The following is an 18,155-nucleotide window of genomic DNA, read 5'->3' on the forward strand; positions in this document are numbered from 1 at the left end:
CGCTTTTGAAACCATTATAAATCACATCAGGCACCAACGCTTGAATTTTGCCTTATAACTTTTATTTTCTTACCAATATTCCCGAAAGTTAAGCTCGCACTATTTTCTCGGACAAGGGACGGCATAAAACCGTTTCGAAGGTAACTGTTATATACTCTGTTAAAAATTAAATTTTTTAGTATGAATTAAATCAAATGGTTATTACAATAAGGGTATATGGTTACGAAAAATGTTTGTCTTTCAGAACAGTTCAAGTTAATTCAAAAACAAAAAATCCCCAGAAAAGGGGCTTTTATAAATTTTACAGTTTCAGAAACTAATTTCCCTCGCTCAAAGAAAAACTGCCATCACCATTAAAATTGTTCACTTCAATGGTTACAGTCCATATTCCTGAAACGCCTGCTGAAGTTACCCCATCAATACTGTCGGGTTCAGTGCCGCCTTGAATAGTCCTGTCCAAAACAACAGTAGCATCTGCATCTCGGACGATAATTTGAAAACTTCCTTCTGATGTGGCTGTTATGTCAGCATTATAATCGGCAGTGGTTAGATTGTTGTTCCAACTGAACACACGGACAGCAGAACCACCATTGCCCTTAAAGCTTGCATCAACATCGCCATTAAAATCCGAACGATCCCCTACGACAAAATCGGATGGGGTGGCCATTATCTCGGTTCCATTAACGGATACCCTTGCGAAAGTATCATCATCTTTGCTGCAGCTAACAAAAACAGTGGAAGCAACAACGGTAAGGATTATAAAAAAAAATTGGTGAGTTTCATAACAATTGTAAGATTGGATTATTGAGTTATGTAACAACCATAACGCAAATCACCCTACTTTATTTTTTAAAGGAGATCTTTCCTTGGCTGAAATTTCCTTATGTCATTTCCATGATGCCCCACTAGAAACAATTTACAAGCAATTATGGATTGACCTTTTAAGTCACATTCAGATCAATCAGGCGAATTGGCCCACCACTTTTCTGGGATCACTGCAATATGGTTCATGTTAAGTGGTCTGCCACTTTGTATCACTCCATAGCCCGTTCTCAAAAGTTTATTGGATACACTATTCAAAATCAAGAAATAGGGGTTTACCTTCAAGCTTTTTCCGTTCTGCATATAAACTATACTCTTATTGTGCACCACTGTGGTTTTTGCAGCTAAGAATAACAATGATTTTAGTTTTTTGTCGGCCATATGACTGGTCTTGGACTTCATTGACATTTTTGCGGAAGAATTGGATAAGGACATACACTGGTAAAGCCTGCAGCTTTTTGGCCGTTGTAATACATTTGAAGTTTTCAGTTTTGATGACAAGGTTTTTTGCGATTACTGGACCAATGCCCTTAATGGTGGTAAAGAGTTCGTAGCTATCCTTTAAATTGGAATCGTTCAGAACGATTTTCTTAATTTCCTTTTCGATAGCATCAATTTTTTCCAGATTTAGAATCGCTCTCTGCCAGCTTCTATAGGCGCAACACTCTGGCAAGGGCCATGCTTTCTTTTTTCTGTCCCAACAAAAGTCATGTCCTGCTTTTTGATAACTGTTCGCGCAAATTGTAAAGTTCCTATAGCTCTTTGACCGACTCTGACCTTGGTTCCGTAAAGCGTAATTCCTCAGCAGAACTCTCCCCGTATTTTTTGATACGACATGCATCCTTGGAATCACTCTTACCTCCTTTGCTCGTGATTACAGTTCGAGTGTTTTTTATCATTGTGGTACAATACTATTACCGTTTTTGCAGATACAAATAGGAAACATAAGGCCTACTGTCATTTTCGATTTAGCCAAGACATCAAAAGAAAAAAAACAGCGATAGATCATCGACCCTGCATCCTGTCTTTTTTTCCGGTCCTCCTTCTTTTTTTGTTCCGGTATATGCTGAGCCCCGTCAAGAACAAGAGCAAAGGGACCAGACCGGAGACGAAGACCAAGATCCTGCCGAGGGTACCGGCCATTTCACCGATATGGATAGGGTAGAACTGCGTTGCCATTCGGTTGCTGTTGGGGTCCGTCCTAAAATCACTCACCACCGTAACACGACCATTGGTACCAAGTTCCACTTCTTTGGTCCTTCGAAGCCCAGCGGTTATGAACCGTTCCCTGATATATCGAAGCCTATAATGGTCCGTTCCATTCTTGGGAAAGTGGATGGCCCGTAAGGCGTAGGATTCATTTGTTTTTGAGAGATAATCCTGTAATTGTGGAGAATCCCCGTGTACCCATGGTCGTTGGGTATTGTCGTGTTTCCCATCAAATAGACTTAGTGCCGACTTGTAGTATGAATTATAGGTAAAGTAGGAACCACTTAGGGCCATGAGGAGCAAGGGCACGATAAAATAGGCCCCAAAGGCCTTGTGCAAATCGAAATTGATTTTCTTTCTTTTTCCCTTCCATTTTATGGTAAAGCCCTCTTTCAAGTTGTTGCGATAGGATGTTGCCCAGATATAGATTCCAGAAGTCAACAGAAACATAAAGAAAATGATGGCACTGGTCCCCACAATGTATTTGCCATACGTTGGTATGCCCAAGTTCCGGTGAAGGACCAACAGGTTTTCAAAAAAGCGGATGGAAGTTGATTTTTTGCCGAGATAGGCATGGGTCTCGGGGTGGTAATAACTGGTCTTTCCATTATTGAACGTAATGGAAATCGTCTGTTGTTCCCGATAGGGGAGGAACATACGGTCGATGCTGTCCCCATGGATGGCAACCAAACTTGCCGTGGTTTCCATGATGGTCCTATCGTCCAGATTCCCAAAGTCCTCCACTTGGAGCAGGTCGGGATTGAGAAATGCGGAAAGTTCGGGTTGCCAGACATAAAGGGAGCCCGTGAGACCTGAAAATGAGGCGATAAGCCCACAGGTGAGGCCCAGCCAAAGGTGTATTTTCCGTATCGTTCTGTTCATAGTGGTCAGAAGGGTACCTGATATTGTTTTCAAACGGTGCCAATGGGAACATCGACACCGTTTTCTATGGATTAGAAACTGTACAAAAGGCTCAGTTTCGTATTGATGCCTTCCCCGGCTCCTGTAAAGGTGCGCAAGGGTGCTGCCCATTGTGACCTTGCGGGCAGATAATATTCGTTCAGCAGGTTATTGATGGCCAAGGAGACGGATATATTGGACTGCAAACGATAGGTCGCGGACCAATTGAGCAAAGTATAGCCTTCCACAGGAAATTGGGTATGTCTATAGGTATAATCGTCATTGGCATCCAAATAAGGGTCAAACCTGTCCCTGTCCCCCAAATGGGTCATTCGTAGGGAGGTATCCACTTTATCCGTAGGTGCCCAGTTGACATAGGCCGTCCACTTTGGGGCAGCAATGACATCACCTCCCAAATAGACCAGATTGTTTTCATTGCCGGCAGTATGGGTCACCCCTTCCACATATGAATAGGAGGTGCCCAGTTGCCATTTGTTGTCCGGGGAAAAATAGTCCACGGCAACCTCCCCGCCATAGATATCCTGTGGTTGCTTCGAAGGTGCAAAGGAATTGATGTTCTCATCGAATACAACACCAGTGCCCAAATTGGAGGTACTGTAGTAGCCCACAGCTTCAAATTTGATATTATCAAATTTGGACAGGAACCCGAACTCATAATTTTTGGTCACTGCCGGTTCCAATTGGATGTCATTGATGTTGTCAGCAGTTGCGGACCGTAGCACCGAACCCAGGTCTGCAATGGAGAATCCTTGGGAATAGCTCACATAGGGAATGAACTCTTGGTGTTTGATGTAACGGATCCCAACATTGAAGGCCAGGTTGTCAAAACCTATCTTTCCACCTTCCACGGCAACCGATGGATTAAAGTTGTCATCCCCCAGGGGAGAATAGGGAAGCGTATTGTAGTCCTCAATATCCAAGTTCATGTCATCGAAACGAAGACCGGCTTTCACCACCCATGTCCCATTGAACTTGGCAGTGGATTGAAGGTAAGGGGCCCAGCTGAACATTTTGATGTTCGGCACCCAAAGCCTCCCGTCCAAAAGACCTTGATTGGTCTTGTCACGGAGCAGGTCCACTCCATAGGTCAGGGAGACGTCCGTTGTGGAGCTGACAGGGAAGGTCGTATTGAAATTTGGCCTCAGTCCGTATTTTTCAGCATTGATGACGGATTGGCCCCCGTTTTCAAATTTATCCGAGTAAAAGAAGATGTTTTCCGTGTTCTGGTAATATAGGTCCGTCGTAAAATCCGTGGTCCCGGCAAAAATTTCGGTCAGGTTATATTTTAGCTGTCCGTTCACAAGTGTCGATCCCGTGGCTTCCTCTCCTTCGATAGAACCCTCGACCCCATAGCCGGCCGTTAGCGAATAATCCCCTTCTTCGTTGAATACTTCAAATTCTCCGGGAACCGGGATGAAAGGAGTGTCCTGTGCGGATTTGTATAGGTTACCGCCCAAAGTGATATTTTGGTTATCGGAAATCCGGTATTCCAACTTGGCCAGGGCACTGTAGATCTTTGTGTTGTCCAGGCCATAGGTGGGCAAGATTACCGCCCCGTCGGCATCATATTTATTGCCGGTCTTTTCGTAGCTTCCACTAATGTAGTAGGTGAACCTATCCAAATTGCCCTTGAGGGATTGGTACAGCCCAAAACCAAGGGCATCATCGGTGGCCGCCAAGTTGGAGGTACCCCAAACATTTGTGGTGCCCTCTATTTTTTCAGTGGCGTCCGGCTTTTTAGTGATATAGTTGATGAAGCCCCCATTGCCCCCATTGCCAAAAATGGAGGTGGCCCCCTTGATGACCTCGACCCGACTGATATCATTGGGGCTGATCGATTTTATTCCCAATTGTCCATTTCGCAGTGGGGTGGACTGGGGAATCCCGTCGACCATGACCAATAGCGAACGTCCCCGTAAGGTCTGCCCCCAGTTCGAGAAGGTTCCGGTGGATACCGCCAGACCGGGTACCGTAAACTCCAATATTTCACTGATGTTCGAGGTGGAGTTGGAGAATTCCTGAAGTTTGACCTCGCCCACCACGGTTACGGAGGCCGGTATCTCGGATAGGTATTCCGAATTCCTGCTGGCTGAAATCACGACCTCGTCCAAACTGTTCAGGTCTTCGGTCAGTACGGCAGTATATGTGAGGGTTTCATTTTGTGAAAATGTCATTTTCTCTATGAGTGTCCTATAGCCCAACATTCTAAACGAGACCTCCCAGGAGCCTGCTTCAACGGAAGGGAGTTCAAAGTTGCCGTTGTAGTCCGTTGTTGCCCCTATCTGCAGTGCAGGTATATAAACCGTGGCACCCATCAAGGGCTGATTTTGTTCATCGATTACTTTTCCGTTAAGATTGGATTGGGAAAATGCACAAACCGATAATAAGAGGGTTGTGGCAAGTGTTATGAGTTTCATTAATTTGGATTTATTTAAAATAAGGGGCAAAAATAGGTTTTTGTGCTGTGTTTGCAAATCTTATTTAGATTTAATACAAATAAAAACATGGAATTGCTTGCTAGATGGTTTTGTTGGCCAGAGGTGAACAGCGGTGGTTGAACTTTGAATTCCAATTGAGTGGGCATTCAATCTTTCAAAGGAAAAACCTGTAAAAGGTTCCTACCTCCAAAGTGCCAAAGATCATGAGGTTCCTTTGGATTTTTTTATTTTTATATCTTCTGGTCGCCGATATATTGTAACACATTCGGGTTATATGCACTACTGATCATTGTCTATTTTATATGCGCATGGTATAGACACGCCTTTACGCCTACGGTAGGTTTAGGATACATCGGAATATTGCGTCATCAGAAGAACTTGAAAATACCAAGATTAAGGAGGTCATGGTTTACGGGAATCCTGGGAATATGGTTTAAAAATAAACGGGACAAGGGCATACTATCCTTTTTTATCTGCCGTTGGGTAAATATGGAATTACAGGTAAGAAAAAGATTTTGTTCCATTTGTTTAATGGGATTGCTTGGTATTTTGGGTCTTGGCTGCAGTGCCGACTCTGGACAAGCGGATGATGGAAATGGATTGAACGACACAATGGATGTTTCACAGAACCGTAAGTCCGTCGGGGATTCGGCCGCAGATCTGTTGGATGGTTCCCGTTTTCCAGCACTGCACCTTGAAATATTCTATGTGGAAGGTCTGAAGCCTAGTGCAACAACCTTGGACAATTTTGAGTCCTTCTTGATGGAACGGCTCCATAAACCCGATGGGGTTACCATTGCGCTTACAGAGATTTCATCCCCGGGGCAGGCCGTTTATTCCATTACGGATATCAGGAACTTGGAGGATGATATACGTACAGCCTATAACCAAGAGGGTATCCTAAAGGTTTTTGGCCTTTTTATTGATGGGGAATATTCCGAGAACACGGAAAACGGTTCCGTATTGGGGGTAGCCTACAGGAACACCTCCTTTGTCATCTTTGCAGATACCATCCGGGAATTTAGCGGACAACCCTTGGCCCCGAGCACTGCGGTTCTGGAGACCACGGTCCTTGACCATGAGTTTGGACATCTATTGGGATTGGTAAATGCCGGTACCCCATTGCAAAGTACGCATCAGGATGAGACACACGGAAAGCATTGTACCACTGAGGATTGTCTGATGTATTGGACAGCGGAAACCGGTGAGGGGCTCATCAATATGATCAGTGGCGGCACCATTCCAGGATTGGATGCCGCCTGTTTGGCAGATTTACAGGCCAATGGTGGCAAATAAAACCTTTGACAATAAAAAAAGCCCCGTTCTGGGGCTTTTCTTGTTATAATCGATGGGATTGCCTATAGCGAAGCGGTCCCGGTCACGGTGACATTGGCGCTCAACTGTAGGGCCGATGTGATATTGATGGCCCCCAGGTCGAGACCTGTGGTGGACTCCACTTCCAATTGTGAGTTGAAATAAAACTCAGTACCATCTTGGGTATAGGAAGCAAAGATGAGTTCATACTCCCCTTCGGCCAAAAAGTTAAGGCTATAGGAGTTGTTGATTCCGCCCACTTCAGCACTGGTCACGGCATTGGCGAACCTGATACTGCTCTCACCCTGGCCCTGGGTCTCCACTTCGGCATTGTATGTGCCCTTTTCATAGGCATACACCACAATTTTATCGGAAGTATCTTGGGAATCGTTGACCGTACCCGAAATCTCTCCCGTCGCTTCTTTGTTTACGGTCCGAATACCTGCGGAAAGCTCTGAAAGCGTCACGAAATCAAAGTCTGATTCCAAGGTCCCCTGTTCTTCCTTTATGGTCTTTCGCAGGTCGAAATCGATGATGATCTCATTGGTATTGGTGGCAAAGACCTCAAAGGAATCCGTGATGTCCACAGTATTGGAAGAGGCCTCTATCCTGTCCTTGGTCCCATCGGCCATTTCCACATAACATCCGGGACTGTTGCCGTTCATGTCATTGGCATAGTCCAGGACCAATTCAATGTTGGAATAGGTCCCTGCCTCCATTTGGAGATTGCCCAAGGTCTTCGTCTGGCCGTTGACCAAGGCCGAAAGGTCAAAAGTGGTCTTGGAGAACCCCTCAATGGAGTTTCCGTCCACCTTTACATCGGAGACCGTGATGAACACCGCTTCCACGTTCGCATTGTCAATGGGTGCATCGGTCATTTTAAGGGTTGTTTGATAAGATTCCTTCTCTACATTGTCATTTTCATTGTTGTCACTACAGGATACTATCAAAAGCATTGTTCCAAAGATAATTCCCAAGTTTTTCAAAAGGGTCTTCATAAAAATTAAGATTTAAGGATTTATTATTTGTTTCAGTAATATAACAATTGGCATACGTCAAACCCTACTTGGGTCAAACAGGCCCAATACAATGCCGACTACATGGAATGATGGTTCGGACTCCCTACGATAGGGCTCACAGATGATACGGCATACTTAGAAACACATTGGATTTTTTTGATTAAAGAGGTCAAGTGTCCTGGTCTGTATACGTAGAACATTGGTTCTGAAATTTTAAATCAATGAAGGTTCGATCATTTACGTTTTTCGATTGGATTGTTCAAACAACAAGCGGGAATGTGAACCTTGAAATTTGGGACAAAAACATGATTCTGGGAATCTTGTTTTCAGTAATGGCTTAATCGGTTTCCCGCTCAGTTTAAAGGATGGTCGTTTTGTAAAGCGAACTTTTTAAGGAACAAGTGAATTGTACAATGTCCCTCACTATTTTCTGGACCAGATTAAAATTGCGTTCTCCTTAAAATTCGTACTGTATAGGTATTCCCCGTCGAATTGCACATCCGTTGGATACTTGATGCTTTCGGTCAAGACTTGCCGCAATGATCCATCAAAGCTGTAAATCAACACCCGGCCATTTTCTTGGTCGGTAATTGCGAATTCCCTTCCCCCCATTGCAATACCGGAAGCGACGTTCATTTTTTCATTTCCACCAATGGTTTTTAGGTGTGTTCCATTGAACCCGAATACCTGTATTCTGCTGTTGTACGCATCGGCCACATATATCCTGTTATCCTTCATCTTTACATCTATCGGATAGTACAGCTCCCCATCTTTGTGCCCCTGCCTGCCAATAGTGAAGCATTCATTCGGTGTCTGTACGATGATTCGGTGGTTATAAAAATCGGCTACAAGAACTGTATCTCCGTAAATGGAAACCCCTGATGGGGCCTGTGGTCTTTTGGATAGTTTCAAAGGCCATCTTTTGTCATCTCTATATTGCCAGATGGTGTCCGTCAAAAATTCGGGAATAAACAGGGTGCCATTGTCAGTATGGATGTTCATTGGTCGCTGGATACCAGTAATCGAATCCAACAGCTCTCCGTCCCGGTCGATCTTGTAAAGCCTAAAATAATCAGGGTCGGAAAACCATATCGCATCACCATCTTTGGCCAAAGCCAAGGGTCGGGCTTCCTCGGGCAGCATGATCTTTCGTTCGAACTGCCATTGTTTCTCGGGCTGCTCGCAACTTGACATAAGGGACAGTAAAAAAACAACCTGAATAATATGTGCGGGTCTAATATTCATATCCATAGTTTACTATCGTAAGTATTAAAACCAGAAATGTAACGGTCCAAAGCGTCCACGAATTAATGTGGTGCTTTTGTCCATGGTTTTGACAAGGACCTTCATTCCCACATTTCCTTTCATTTTTGATGTTTTTAAAATGGGCGAACCCAAGCGTTCCTGCCGAAATAGTGGTCAGATAGGGCTGCACGGGATGCACCCATTCAAAATTCCCGCCCAAGAAACCCAGTCCCGCCACGACCGACAACAAGGTCGGGGCCAAACAGCACATTACCGGAAGAAGGGCCGCTACCAAGCTGGTGCCCAATACCATTTTGAGAATTACTTTCATAAGGCCTATTCTATTTTGGACAGTATGATCTCCCATTGGTCCGAGAGATTATCATCATCTTCATCCTGTACCGTGCCACTCAGCGTTGTCCTGCCCACCGCCAATTTTTGAACCAATTCGATAGATGTATCCTGCGATACCGCAAACCGTTCGTTATCGGTCTCGATGTACCATTGGCCATCCTCTTTCGTTGCGTTACCCATTAGAACCACTTCGGCTTTCTTTGCCGAAAAACCGTTCTTTTTGACCTCTTCCTGAATGCTACGTAAGGTAAGGTCATTTTTTTCGGCCAATCCCAAATACGCTTTTCCATCGTTCAGGCTGACGCGAACCTCCTGAAGCCCGTCCATCTTTTTCAACCCTCGTTCCAATCCATAGGCACAGGGCGCGCAGTCCATTCCATAGACTTCTTGGTCAACCCTGGCGATTTGGCCGCTTATCGTGCCTATTCCAAGAATACCGATCAGGGCCATCATTTTGATGTTTTTCATTATATGTGCTTTTTAATTTATACTGTGTTTACAACCAATAACTTAAATTTACGGCAATCCGATACCTTTCTTTTACCGAACCGGGTGTCAAATCCTGTACTACTGGAACCATCGCACCAAAGGATATGCCCCAAGCACCGTAAAGTCCTAGGAAAGAAGGTCCCACCAAAACCTTTGTACTGCGCGTATCGCTAAAATCCAGTTGTCCATCAATTTTATTGCCTCCAGGGAATTCGGCCAATGATTCGATAAAGATGCGCCAATCGGGTTTTGGGTAATCACCCATAAAGATATTGGGTCGGTACCCCACAACGGCACTCGCATAGGGCAGGTCGCCCAATCGTTCGTCATCTCTTTCAAAATAATATTGGTAACCGCCACCGATCCATGCATACCAAGTGCGTGAGGCATAGCCCGTGGAAATGGCCGCATGTATAGCGTTGCCGACATTGACCTGTCCCCTGACATTATCGGTAGGAGCGGAAACACCCACGATGGCAGTGGACTCAAACCGCTTTCCCACACCAAAGGCGTTCGAGAAAAAACGGTACCAAAGGGAAGCCTCGATATCCCCATTGGCGGGCATATTGCTATTGCCCCGTGTCCTTGGCGTCTCACCCAACCGTTCTATCATTGTGGGCGTGGTAAGGTTTACCTGTAGATCTTCTGTAATGCCATAGGAAAATAGGTAGCGCAACATATAGGAGGTTTCGGTTTCTGTGCCTAGGCTCATCCCGGCCACGTTCAAATCCACCCCGCCTTTGGCAAGGGTCGGTGTCTGTAGCCCATAGAGGGGGCCGTGGCCCTGGGCCATCACCGATCCTGATATGGCCAATAGCAATATCAATTTGACATAGCGAATGTTCAGGAATATTCTACAAATCATATGCAAACACTTTTCAATTATGACTGCCAATTCCTGCTTCCACCAATTCCATTTCGGTAATGGCCGAATCCTTACAGCACTCCAAGAGCTCACCGTTCACGACCACAGCAGGCACTTTCTTGATGCAGTATTTCTCCAACTTATCAAGACAGGTCTTGTCCTCACATAGCCTGACCAGCTCATAGGTCGTTACCTCACATGTATCGCAGGCCAGTTCCTTTATCTTTTTGACCACGGGGTCACAGACCGGACAATTGGCCGTAAATACTTCTACTTGACGTTTCATGTTTCTGTTTTTTAAATAGTTTAATATTTCCTGTACGCGACATGGAATTCAAACAATGCATCAAAGGTAGAATGGTGGGTAGGGTGGTCTCCAAATAAGATTTCAAAAAAAAGCCCGCATCATGCGGGCCATCCAATCGGTAGTGATTATGGGGAGGTCAAGCATTTTTGTGGTTTTCGAGTTTGGCCTTGAGCGCATCTATCTCCTTCATCTTTTCCGTTAGGCTGTCCAATTCCAAATCTGGAAATTGCTTTCGTATAAATTCGATACGTTCTTCATTGCCGCAATTTCCTGGACAGGCCTCGACAGTCTCAGATATCTTGATGGCGAGGGTCTTTCGATAGGTCTCATCGAGGAGCAGGTGATGTGCCTTGTCCAAGGCGTTCTTCACTGCTTTGAACTGTACCAAAATCTTCTCGGGGTCGGAACTTTCGTCCAATAACCTGACCAAACCGTTTACCTGTCCATTGATGCTTTGAAGTCTCGTTTTGATGTCCTGGCTTAAATCTTTTGGTATCATAATTTATATTTTATCTGCAATATATGGTTGTGAAAAGGTTGGTCTACCACTATTCTCGTCAACAACAGGAAGATTTATTCTGTATGGGTGGACAGGCGACAGAGCCATAGGAACAAAAAACACAGCAATCGCCTTCTTTAGGTCGAATTACTTCGTGACAGTTTTTACATTCATAAAAGTACTGGCAAGCATCGGTTGGCATTTCTTCCTCTTCTTGGTATCCACATTTCGGACAGGTAATGGTAGATAATATTTTTGTATCCATATTATTCGGAAACGTTATAGCCCGTATTGTTGATGGCCTTTATGATTCGTTGCTCCGTAACTTTGGTACGGTCATATTTAACTGTAGTATTGCTTTTTTCATAGCTTGCTTTTACTGAAACGATACCGTCCAATTTGTTGACCTCGCTCTCAATGTGGTTTTCGCAGCCGGAACAGGTCATTCCTTCCACTGTAAAGGTTATATCTACCATGTTGTCCTGCTGCACATATATGATTTCCTTGGTCGGTTGGGCATAAAAAAGCCCTGAGAAATATGGAAATGCCAGCATCAGTCCCGCAAAGAGGGTAACAAACAGCAGGAACCTTTTTGATTGTAGAAAAGAAGGTTTTACATCATTTTCACAGGCACAATCAATTTCTTGCTGCGATTTTGACTTTAGCTTCTGGTACCAGGCAAATCCAAGTACCAATACGGTCAGGCCTATAAAAAATGGTCTGAAAGCTTCCAGCCATGCAAAGGTAGATGCCATTCCGCTGGTGCCCGCAATCAATGCAAGCACAGGTGTGATGCAGCATAATGAGGCTGTGATCGCTGTAAAAACTCCAGTGAACATTGCTGAATATGATGATCTTTCTATGTTCATTCTATGCAACTTTTTTGTTTTCCTGAAGCCTGCTGAATATGCCTTCCAACACCTCGCTTTGGCCTTTTACCAGTGAGTAATACAAGGTTTGGCCTTCCCGTCTGGAGGTAATTAGACCAGCATCCTTCATCTTACGGATATGCTGCGAAATTGCGGGTACGGTCATTTCCAGTATATCTGAAAAATCACAAGGGCAGAGCTCACCTTCCTTGTTCAGCAGGAAAAGAATCTTCAATCTGGTCTCATTTCCTGCTAGGGCCAGTACCTTACCAATAGTGTTGATTGAATTCGAACTCATCCGTAGTGTCTCGCGACAGCGCATCAACTGCTTTTGGTCTGCCTCAGCGCGGGTGCAACTTATTTCAAGGGCCATGATAAAAATTTTATTAAAGATAAGGTTATATCATTATATAAGCAAATGCTTAAATAAATTGTTTTTTTATGACCGGTTTATGGAACGACTGGCTTATCCTTCAAGGAAGCATCCCATTACAGGTCAACTTCCCCCTTTTGAATAGGACTTTTATACATCCCACGTGGCCTTTAGTACTGCCCGCTACATAAATTGAATCTTTTAGGCCACCATTTTGTACTATGATTAAGACCGTTTATTACGGTCAGTTGGACACCTGTCCATTACAAGGAACGTTTGCTTGTTCCACTTGCCAACTGTACTTTGTTTCGTGATCCATGGCAGTTGTAGTGGCTTGTTCCAGCAGTGATTTATTTTTTCGGTTATCATGAGCGTTCTTGGATACTTTGATTTTTTCCAGACGAATTGGGATTGGGACGTACTCTGGTAAAGCCATAGCCTTTTGGGGGTCGGTATGGATTGGAAATTTCCTGTCTTGAATTTTGGATGGTCCGGATTGCCCCATTTGATCATCCTTTGAAATTTGAAATGGAATGCTCTTGGTTCCACACACTAAATCTTCAATAGGTCCTTTCCGGATTTTGCAATGCAGTTGCACCAAAGTTCTGTTATCTTTGCAAAGTGAAATTTTTTACCGTCATATTATCCATCTACGTGTTGGCACTCAATGTGGTTCCTTGCAGTGATGCGGGTAACGTAACAGAAGACTCCCAAGGTGTTTATCTGGTTCAATTTGATGGTGAACACAGCGAGAATTGTGAACTATGCTCACCATTTTGCCACTGCCATTGCTGCCATGTGCACACGGTGGATTTTGGTATAGCTCGATTCCAGCCGCTTCAAGAGACTTACCTTGAAGATGATTTCACCCATTTTGAAGGATTGGGCAAGGAATTTACCGACCCACTATTTCAACCTCCACAGGTTTAATTCAGTTTTACAGGATAGCTATATCCGATTATGAGGTTTATGGACTTTGAACTTTTCAAAGACCTGTTCCCTCATACTTGCAACCCTATTGCATTGGTTCAACTGAATTAAAACACATTTTATATGATCAACAGAATCATTGATTTTTCAATCAATAACAAATTTATTATAGGTCTGCTGACCCTCGCATTGATTGGTGCGGGCGTTTATAGCATGACCCAAGTTCCCATCGATGCCGTACCGGATATCACCAATAATCAAGTACAGGTCATTACCCAATCACCCAACCTGGGAACGGAGGATATAGAACAATTTGTAACCTATCCCGTGGAAGTTGCGATGAGCAACCTACCCAATGTCAAGGAAATCCGCTCTGTTTCCCGATTTGGTCTTTCTGTAGTGACCATTGTATTTGATGACGAGGTGGGCACTTATCTGCCGAGACAACTTGTAGCCGAAAAACTGCCCGAGGTTCAAGAACAGATCCCTTCGGGCTTTGGCAAACCCGTTATGGGTCCAATTTCAACGGGATTGGGCGAAATCTATCAATATACCCTTGAAGTAGATGATGAACATCAAGGTGAATATTCGGCAACCGAGCTGCGTACAATCCAGGACTGGATTGTACGGAGACAGATGGCCATGGTACCCGGCGTGGTCGAGGTAAACGCCTTTGGCGGAAACAAAAAGCAATACGAAGTGGCGGTTGACCCGGACGAACTTCGCGCCATTGGTATTACCATTACAGAAGTGTTCTCGGCCCTTGAAAACAACAACCAGAATACAGGTGGGGCCTACATCGAGCGTAACCACCAAGCCAACTTCATTCGTGGTGAAGGGCTGGCCAGAACCATATCGGATATTGAAAACATGGTGGTCAAGGCCGTTAATGGCATTCCCATCAAAGTGAAGGATATAGGTAAGGTAAGCATGGGAAGTGCGGTACGCTATGGTGCGCTTACCAAAGATGGAAAGGGCGAAGCCGTGGGCGGAATGATCTTGATGCTCAAAGGGGCAAATTCCAACGAGGTGATCGAGAACGTGACCCGACGTGTGGAACAGATACAACGGTCCCTTCCTGAAGGGGTGTCCATCAAACCTTTCCTTGACCGCAGCGAATTGATCGCCGAGACAACAGGCACGGTAACGGGGAACCTTTTGGAAGGTGGGCTTATCGTGATTTTCGTGTTGGTCTTGTTATTGGGAAATTGGCGTGGCGGACTCATTGTGGCTTCGACCATACCCTTATCCCTATTGTTTGCCTTTATTCTGATGAATGTTTTTGACGTATGGGCAAACTTGATGAGCTTGGGGGCAATCGATTTTGGAATCATTGTGGATGGTGCGGTGATCATCGTAGAGGGCACCGTTTTTTTAATGTACTCCTATGTGGTCAAAAAGAATGGCGTTAGTGCAGAAACACGGGATGACATCGCCGCTAAGGCCTCCAAAAAAATGATGAACGCCGCTTTCTTTGGCCAGCTGATCATTCTGATCGTGTTCCTGCCCATTTTGGCCTTGGAGGGCGTCGAAGGGAAAATGTTCCGGCCCATGGCCCTCACCTTCATTTTCGCCATGATCGGGGCCATGCTATTGTGTCTTACCTATGTGCCCATGGTTTCGGCATTGTTCCTACGGCCGCCAAAATCCAAAAAACAATCCTATGGCGATAGGTTCGTGCATTGGATTGAGCAGAAATATGAACCGTTGTTGACCAAATCACTTTCCAAGGCCAAAATGGTCGTAAGCATTGCCCTTGGCCTTTTTGCCATTGCCATTTTCGCCTTTACGAGAATGGGCGGTGAGTTTATCCCGCAATTGGACGAAGGTGATATTGCCTTTCACGCGATTTTGAAACCCGGCAGTTCCCTGTCGGAAACCATCGAAACCACGACAAAGATTGAACGTATCGTGAAGGCCGAATTTCCCGAAGCGGAAACCGTTCTCAGCCGTATCGGTGTCGCCGATGTACCAACGGACCCGATGCCCATGGATATCGCCGATGTCTTCGTTATCCTCAAACCAAGGGATGAATGGACATCTGCAGAAAGCAAGGATGAATTGGTGGAAAAAATGAAGGAGGCCATCAGTATCGTTCCCGGTGTGAATTTTGAGTTTACCCAACCTATAGAAATGCGCTTCAACGAATTGCTTACGGGTGTTCGTGAGGATGTGGCCATTAAATTGTTCGGGGAAGACCTCGGCATATTGGCAAGCAAGGCCGAGGAAATGGGGGAAATCATTGCCACCGTTCCCGGTGTGGCAGATATGAAAGTTGAGGCCACGGACGGCCTGCCACAAATCACCATTGACTATAACCGCAATAAATTGGCACAGTACGGTCTAAAGATCGAACAGCTCAATAAAGTGGTACAGGCCGCCTTTGCAGGAGGAAAGGCGGGCGTAATCTTCGAGGGTGAAAAACGGTTTGACCTGGTCGTAAGGCTTCAAGAGGAAAACCGCCAAGGCATCGAGGACATCCAGAACCTGTTTATCAACCTGCCCAATGGTTCGCAAATCCCATTACGGGAAATTGCCGAGGTAAGTTATGAACCCGGCCCCATGCAGATAAGCCGTGACAATACCAATAGGCGGACCTATGTGGGCATCAATATTCGCGACCGTGACGTAAAATCCGTTGTAGAGGATATCCAAGAAAAATTGGATGCTCAGTTTGACCTGCCCACAGGATATTACATTCGGTATGGTGGAGCTTTCGAAAATCTGGAACGCGCCAGCAATAGATTGCAAACTGTGGTCCCTATTGCCTTGTTCCTGATTTTCATATTGATTTATTTTGCGCTAAAGTCCTTTCCACAGACCTTGATGATCTACCTCGCCATCCCGATGGCCACCATTGGCGGTGTGTTCGCCCTCTGGTTAAGGGATATGCCCTTTAGTATTTCCGCGGGGGTCGGCTTTATCGTGCTTTTTGGCGTGGCCGTTCTGAACGGACTCGTCATGATAAGTGGTCTCAATGAACTGAAGGAAGAAGGCGTGACCAATCTTAAAGGTAGAATTATAGAAGGCACCAAAAGACGGATTCGTCCCATTATGCTCACGGCCTTTACGGATATTTTAGGGTTTCTTCCCATGGCCGTTTCGGCTTCGGCCGGGGCAGAGGTACAGCGACCTTTGGCCACCGTGGTCATTGGTGGCTTGATAACTTCGACCCTCTTGACCCTCTTTATCCTACCCATCTTTTACCAATGGGTCGAGGGACGTTCGGAACGGATGAGTAAACCCGACCCGAAATGGGTTACCCCTGTGGTCATGGTCCTTCTTTTGTTCGCCACCGCACTGCCTGCCAAAATGCATGCGCAAGAAGGTTTTGAAAATGCACGGCAGATCCAGCCTAAAGATTCACTGCCCGCTATTTCATTGGAAGAGGCGGTGGAAGTTTCCAAGAAAAACTACCCGCTGTTGAAAGCGAAACAATGGGAGGTCCAAAAACAAACCGCCCTAAAAGGTATGGCTTACGACCTTGGCAATACCCAGGTCTTCACAGGTGGCGAAGAAATTGTGGACGGACAAGGAATTTATACCTTGGTTGGGGTTGGACAACAGAATATCGACCTTTTAAGCATCCGTGCAAAAAGGCGTTTGCAGAGACAACGCATCGCTTTGGCCGAGACAGCTCTTGACCTTTCCGAACTGCAAGTGGAACAGGAGGTCAAAAAGGCTTGGTCAGAAGCCTATCGACAACGACAGAAATTTGAACTGTACCGTGAACTGGATTCCATTTATTCACAGTTTAAAAAAGCAATAGAACTCAACTTCAAGGTAGAGGCCATTTCCAGGCTGGAATATTCATCGGCCACAAATCAGGCCTTACAAATCAACAATCAACTGCAACAGGCCGAAAGTGATTATGCCATTGCCCTACAAAAGCTCAATCTTTGGTTGTTTTCGGACATCTACTATTCCGTTCCAGAAAAACTTGATGAAAGTGCGGTAACGGTTTTAGGATGGGACGGGGATTTGGGAAAACACCCAGCGCTGGAACTTTCACAAAGGCGCATCGAGGAGGCCGAGGCGACATACGATGCGGCACGGGCTGACTTGCTGCCTAAGTTCAACCTTCAGGGCGGACTGCAACAGGTCAATGGCAATAGCGGGTTCTACACCTATCAAGCCGGCATTTCGGTTCCTTTGTTTTCAGGTGGACAGCGTAGTCAAGCCAAGGCCGCCAAAATTGAAAGTGAAATCGCAAAGACCAATGCGGATTATACCAAACGCCAGCTGCAATCCGAATATCGGCAGGCGGTGCAAGCCTATCGGAAATGGAGCGCATCGTGGCAATTTTATAGGGACAAGGCCTTGCCGCTTGCCCAAGAGCAGCGCAAGGGAGCGTTGTTGGCCTACGCGGAGGGTGCGGTGGACTATGCAGCGTTCACACAGATTATTCGGGATGCCATAAACACGGAAACGGATGCACTTGACGCTCTTGACAACTATCTAGAATCAGTATTTGAATTACAATATTTTAAACAATAGACAA

Annotated in this window: 17 protein-coding genes; 3 read left to right on the forward strand and 14 right to left on the reverse strand. The window is 45.3% G+C overall.

The genetic code is table 11. The annotated features are described in order from the left end of the window. Positions 1-316: 316 nt before the first annotated feature. The 4 genes from VM932_RS08930 to VM932_RS08945 all read right to left on the reverse strand — a co-directional run bounded on the left by VM932_RS08930 (position 317) and on the right by VM932_RS08945 (position 5,369). Positions 317-667 (reverse strand): hypothetical protein, encoded by a 351-nt coding sequence (locus tag VM932_RS08930; RefSeq protein WP_326278490.1) that lies wholly within the window; start codon positions 665-667, stop codon positions 317-319. Positions 668-957: 290 nt separating this feature from the next. Beyond that, a complete protein-coding gene (locus VM932_RS08935) occupies positions 958-1,224 on the reverse strand; it encodes a hypothetical protein (RefSeq protein ID WP_326278492.1) in 267 nt (88 codons plus the stop codon). A gap of 603 nt (positions 1,225-1,827) precedes the next feature. Continuing rightward, complete coding sequence (locus VM932_RS08940) at positions 1,828-2,913, reverse strand: PepSY-associated TM helix domain-containing protein (RefSeq protein ID WP_326278493.1); 1,086 nt, start codon at positions 2,911-2,913, stop codon at positions 1,828-1,830. 71 nt (positions 2,914-2,984) lie between these two features. Continuing rightward, a complete protein-coding gene (locus VM932_RS08945; protein WP_326278494.1) occupies positions 2,985-5,369 on the reverse strand; it encodes a TonB-dependent receptor in 2,385 nt (794 codons plus the stop codon). Positions 5,370-5,879: 510 nt separating this feature from the next. On the opposite strand from VM932_RS08945, the gene VM932_RS08950 reads away from it, so the two are divergent. Next, positions 5,880-6,686, forward strand: a complete 807-nt coding sequence (locus VM932_RS08950) for a membrane metalloprotease (RefSeq protein WP_326278495.1) — start codon at positions 5,880-5,882, stop codon at positions 6,684-6,686. Between the two features lie 62 nt (positions 6,687-6,748). Here the strand turns inward: VM932_RS08950 and VM932_RS08955 are convergent, their stop codons facing one another. The 10 genes from VM932_RS08955 to VM932_RS09000 form a co-directional block, all read right to left on the reverse strand. Beyond that, positions 6,749-7,702 carry a DUF4382 domain-containing protein gene (locus tag VM932_RS08955; RefSeq protein WP_072882303.1) on the reverse strand — a complete coding sequence of 318 codons (954 nt, stop codon included), beginning with the start codon at positions 7,700-7,702 and terminating at the stop codon, positions 6,749-6,751. A gap of 444 nt (positions 7,703-8,146) precedes the next feature. Continuing rightward, positions 8,147-8,968, reverse strand: a complete 822-nt coding sequence (locus VM932_RS08960) for an NHL repeat-containing protein (RefSeq protein ID WP_326278497.1) — start codon at positions 8,966-8,968, stop codon at positions 8,147-8,149. Next, on the reverse strand, positions 8,958-9,299 hold the full coding sequence (locus VM932_RS08965; protein ID WP_326278498.1) for a hypothetical protein: 342 nt from the start codon (positions 9,297-9,299) through the stop codon (positions 8,958-8,960). Before VM932_RS08965 ends, VM932_RS08960 begins: the two co-directional genes overlap by 11 nt. A 5-nt stretch (positions 9,300-9,304) precedes the next feature. After that, positions 9,305-9,790, reverse strand: a complete 486-nt coding sequence (locus VM932_RS08970; protein ID WP_067036158.1) for a heavy-metal-associated domain-containing protein — start codon at positions 9,788-9,790, stop codon at positions 9,305-9,307. A 28-nt stretch (positions 9,791-9,818) separates the two neighbouring features. Then, a complete protein-coding gene (locus VM932_RS08975; RefSeq protein ID WP_225604889.1) occupies positions 9,819-10,676 on the reverse strand; it encodes a hypothetical protein in 858 nt (285 codons plus the stop codon). 13 nt (positions 10,677-10,689) lie between these two features. Next, the gene (locus VM932_RS08980; RefSeq protein ID WP_225604888.1) at positions 10,690-10,962 is read right to left on the reverse strand and encodes a glutaredoxin; all 273 of its coding nucleotides are present in this window, start codon (positions 10,960-10,962) and stop codon (positions 10,690-10,692) included. A 157-nt stretch (positions 10,963-11,119) separates the two neighbouring features. Next, positions 11,120-11,482 carry a metal-sensing transcriptional repressor gene (locus VM932_RS08985; protein WP_072882308.1) on the reverse strand — a complete coding sequence of 121 codons (363 nt, stop codon included), beginning with the start codon at positions 11,480-11,482 and terminating at the stop codon, positions 11,120-11,122. A 58-nt stretch (positions 11,483-11,540) separates the two neighbouring features. After that, on the reverse strand, positions 11,541-11,747 hold the full coding sequence (locus VM932_RS08990) for a GDCCVxC domain-containing (seleno)protein (protein ID WP_072882309.1): 207 nt from the start codon (positions 11,745-11,747) through the stop codon (positions 11,541-11,543). A 1-nt stretch (position 11,748) separates the two neighbouring features. Further along, positions 11,749-12,351 carry a mercuric transport protein MerTP gene (merTP, locus tag VM932_RS08995; RefSeq protein ID WP_072882310.1) on the reverse strand — a complete coding sequence of 201 codons (603 nt, stop codon included), beginning with the start codon at positions 12,349-12,351 and terminating at the stop codon, positions 11,749-11,751. Between the two features lies 1 nt (position 12,352). Then, on the reverse strand, positions 12,353-12,724 hold the full coding sequence (locus VM932_RS09000; protein WP_090294748.1) for an ArsR/SmtB family transcription factor: 372 nt from the start codon (positions 12,722-12,724) through the stop codon (positions 12,353-12,355). A gap of 621 nt (positions 12,725-13,345) precedes the next feature. Here VM932_RS09000 and VM932_RS09005 point away from each other — a divergent pair. After that, positions 13,346-13,654, forward strand: coding sequence for a DUF6660 family protein (locus tag VM932_RS09005; RefSeq protein ID WP_067036178.1), 309 nt, complete (start codon positions 13,346-13,348; stop codon positions 13,652-13,654). Between the two features lie 123 nt (positions 13,655-13,777). Continuing rightward, a complete protein-coding gene (locus VM932_RS09010; protein ID WP_326278508.1) occupies positions 13,778-18,151 on the forward strand; it encodes a CusA/CzcA family heavy metal efflux RND transporter in 4,374 nt (1,457 codons plus the stop codon). Positions 18,152-18,155: the final 4 nt, after the last annotated feature.

The sequence above is a fragment of the Flagellimonas halotolerans genome (assembly GCF_035818535.1).
Classification (GTDB): domain Bacteria; phylum Bacteroidota; class Bacteroidia; order Flavobacteriales; family Flavobacteriaceae; genus Flagellimonas; species Flagellimonas halotolerans.

Bases quoted from the DNA above. Each gene is read 5' to 3' on its own strand.
- VM932_RS08985 (WP_072882308.1), bottom strand. From the start codon at position 11,482: ATGATACCAAAAGATTTAAGCCAGGACATCAAAACGAGACTTCAAAGC.
- VM932_RS08950 (WP_326278495.1), top strand. From the start codon at position 5,880: ATGGAATTACAGGTAAGAAAAAGATTTTGTTCCATTTGTTTAATGGGA.
- VM932_RS09010 (WP_326278508.1), top strand. From the start codon at position 13,778: ATGATCAACAGAATCATTGATTTTTCAATCAATAACAAATTTATTATA.
- VM932_RS08975 (WP_225604889.1), bottom strand. From the start codon at position 10,676: ATGATTTGTAGAATATTCCTGAACATTCGCTATGTCAAATTGATATTG.
- VM932_RS08945 (WP_326278494.1), bottom strand. From the start codon at position 5,369: ATGAAACTCATAACACTTGCCACAACCCTCTTATTATCGGTTTGTGCA.
- VM932_RS08960 (WP_326278497.1), bottom strand. From the start codon at position 8,968: ATGAATATTAGACCCGCACATATTATTCAGGTTGTTTTTTTACTGTCC.
- VM932_RS08955 (WP_072882303.1), bottom strand. From the start codon at position 7,702: ATGAAGACCCTTTTGAAAAACTTGGGAATTATCTTTGGAACAATGCTT.
- VM932_RS09000 (WP_090294748.1), bottom strand. From the start codon at position 12,724: ATGGCCCTTGAAATAAGTTGCACCCGCGCTGAGGCAGACCAAAAGCAG.
- VM932_RS08980 (WP_225604888.1), bottom strand. From the start codon at position 10,962: ATGAAACGTCAAGTAGAAGTATTTACGGCCAATTGTCCGGTCTGTGAC.
- VM932_RS08935 (WP_326278492.1), bottom strand. From the start codon at position 1,224: ATGAAGTCCAAGACCAGTCATATGGCCGACAAAAAACTAAAATCATTG.
- VM932_RS08970 (WP_067036158.1), bottom strand. From the start codon at position 9,790: ATGAAAAACATCAAAATGATGGCCCTGATCGGTATTCTTGGAATAGGC.
- VM932_RS08930 (WP_326278490.1), bottom strand. From the start codon at position 667: ATGGCCACCCCATCCGATTTTGTCGTAGGGGATCGTTCGGATTTTAAT.
- merTP (WP_072882310.1), bottom strand. From the start codon at position 12,351: ATGAACATAGAAAGATCATCATATTCAGCAATGTTCACTGGAGTTTTT.
- VM932_RS08965 (WP_326278498.1), bottom strand. From the start codon at position 9,299: ATGAAAGTAATTCTCAAAATGGTATTGGGCACCAGCTTGGTAGCGGCC.
- VM932_RS08940 (WP_326278493.1), bottom strand. From the start codon at position 2,913: ATGAACAGAACGATACGGAAAATACACCTTTGGCTGGGCCTCACCTGT.
- VM932_RS08990 (WP_072882309.1), bottom strand. From the start codon at position 11,747: ATGGATACAAAAATATTATCTACCATTACCTGTCCGAAATGTGGATAC.